3 protein-coding genes are annotated in these 1980 nt (G+C 50.9%); 2 read left to right on the top strand and 1 reads right to left on the bottom strand.

What is annotated here, in order from left to right; translation table 11 throughout:
- Nucleotides 1-26: 26 nt before the first annotated feature.
- Nucleotides 27-962, bottom strand: coding sequence for a nucleoside hydrolase (locus A918_RS0108780; protein WP_028233580.1), 936 nt, complete (start codon nucleotides 960-962; stop codon nucleotides 27-29).
- A 222-nt stretch (nucleotides 963-1184) separates the two neighbouring features.
- Here A918_RS0108780 and A918_RS0108775 point away from each other — a divergent pair, with 222 nt between their 5' ends.
- On the top strand, nucleotides 1185-1625 hold the full coding sequence (locus A918_RS0108775; RefSeq protein WP_022710706.1) for an Hsp20 family protein: 441 nt from the start codon (nucleotides 1185-1187) through the stop codon (nucleotides 1623-1625).
- A 144-nt stretch (nucleotides 1626-1769) separates the two neighbouring features.
- The coding region (locus A918_RS0108770) for a DUF1150 family protein (RefSeq protein ID WP_022710705.1) at nucleotides 1770-1980 on the top strand (211 nt) is incomplete at its 3' end.

Genomic DNA, 1980 nt, shown 5'->3' with positions numbered 1-1980 from the left:
GCGGGCGTTTTTTATCGTCTCTATATTTAAAGCGTTGCGATACGCTCGGTCAGCAATGTGAAGAAACCTTCGTGGTCAACATCGCGCATCACGATTGCATTTTTCGGGCGTTTGGTAACACCCCACCAGTCGATTACCGACATACCGAGGCAAAGCTCAGACGCGGTTTCGATCTCAACATTGCAATGACGGCCTGAATAGAGTTCCGGCTTCAGCAGATAGGCAATCACATTCGGATCATGCAGCGGTCCGCCGTCTGTACCGTATTTTTCCTCATCAAAGCGTTCGAAAAACTCTAGCATTGCCACACAGGCATCACCCACCTTGTTACCAAGCGAGCGGAAAGCCTCAATACGTTTTGCGGTTGTCAGCGCCTTATGGGTAACATCCAGCGGCATCATCACAATCGGCACACCGGAGGCATAAACGACTTTCGCCGCTTCCGGATCCACATAGAAGTTGAACTCAGCGGTTGGCGTGATATTGCCGCCTTCAAAGAAACCGCCGCCCATCAGCACGATTTCCTGAATGCGGGAAGCGATTTCCGGTGCCTTGTTCAGCGCCAGCGCAATATTGGTCAAAGGTCCGAGAACGCAAAGCGTGACTGTGCCCGCAGCTTCATGCAGCAAAGTTTCAATGATGAAATCCACACCATGTTGCTTGTGCAGTTTCATGACCGGCTCTGGCAGATCAGGACCATCGAGACCGGTACGGCCATGGACTTCCTCTGCGGTGACCAGCGGGCGAACCAGCGGCTTGGACGCGCCTGCAAAAACCTTTGTCTGCGGCTTGCCTGCCAGTTCGGCAATTTTCAGAGAATTGTGCTGCGTCAGAGGCAAAGGCACATTACCGGCCACAGCAACAATACCCAGCACATCCAGCTCCGGACTTGCCAGTGCCAGCAGGATTGCCAATGCATCATCCTGCCCCGGATCTGTGTCGATAATAATTTTGCGGGCCATCAAAGCCATCCCTTTCATCAAAAAATCTGCGCATGGCGTCATGTGAACTCATGAGCTTTCAGGCGCACTATAAATGCAGTGAAATTATTTTCAGCACGAATCTTGAACGATAACGCACATATCAGCTGTTGCTCTTGAAGTGGAGCTTTTCTCAAGCCATATAAAGAACAGGAAAACGCCGCTACGGGTTTTCCCCAAACGGTCGCTCTTAAGGACTGAACAATGACCAGACTTACACCTTTCTCCAGCCCGCTGCTGCTGGGTTTCGATACGATGGAAAAAACGCTGGAACGGATTGCTAAATCCGGTGACGGCTATCCGCCATATAATATCGAAAGACTGCGCAGCTCTGCGCAGGACCAGGAACAACCGGTTCCTGAGAAATTGCGCATCACGCTTGCTGTTGCCGGTTTTTCTGATGACGATCTGGAAGTTACGACTGAAGATAACCAGCTGGTTATCCGCGGACGGCAGACTGATGAATCTGAGCGGGAATATCTGCATCGCGGCATTGCTGCACGTCAGTTTCAGCGTGTTTTTGTGCTGGCAGACGGTATGCGCGTGGTCAACGCGGAACTAAAAAACGGATTATTGTCGATTGATCTCGACAGACCGGAACCAGAACGCCTCGTCAAGCGTATTAGTATAAACGTGAAAGAGTGACCGTTCTCAGGATTATAAAAGAACTGTAAAGGGTTCATTGTTATAATCAGCTCCGTAGTTGCAGTTTTATCGGCTGATAAATGCAACTGCAAATGCTCTCGAAAGGCAGCGTCAATTTTGAGCTGCCAGGACAGGAGGCCTAAAATGACTGCTGACAAACACATTTTTACAGAATTCGAATTTGCCCATCTCGGCGAAGGTGAAATCGCCTATTTGCGCAAAGTTCGCTCCGAAGATTTGTCACGGCGCTTCCCTGCATTACCACCAATGGCGCCGGGCATGGAACTCTGGGCTCTCTTCGGCGCCAGCGGAACTCCGATCATGCTTTCCGATATGCGCGCCACAGCATTGGCCG

Source organism: Pseudochrobactrum sp. AO18b (genome assembly GCF_000409565.1).
In the GTDB taxonomy this organism is placed as follows: domain Bacteria; phylum Pseudomonadota; class Alphaproteobacteria; order Rhizobiales; family Rhizobiaceae; genus Pseudochrobactrum; species Pseudochrobactrum saccharolyticum.
The sequence above is the reverse complement of the archived record's forward strand: the minus strand, read 5'-3'. Positions and strand labels throughout refer to the sequence as shown.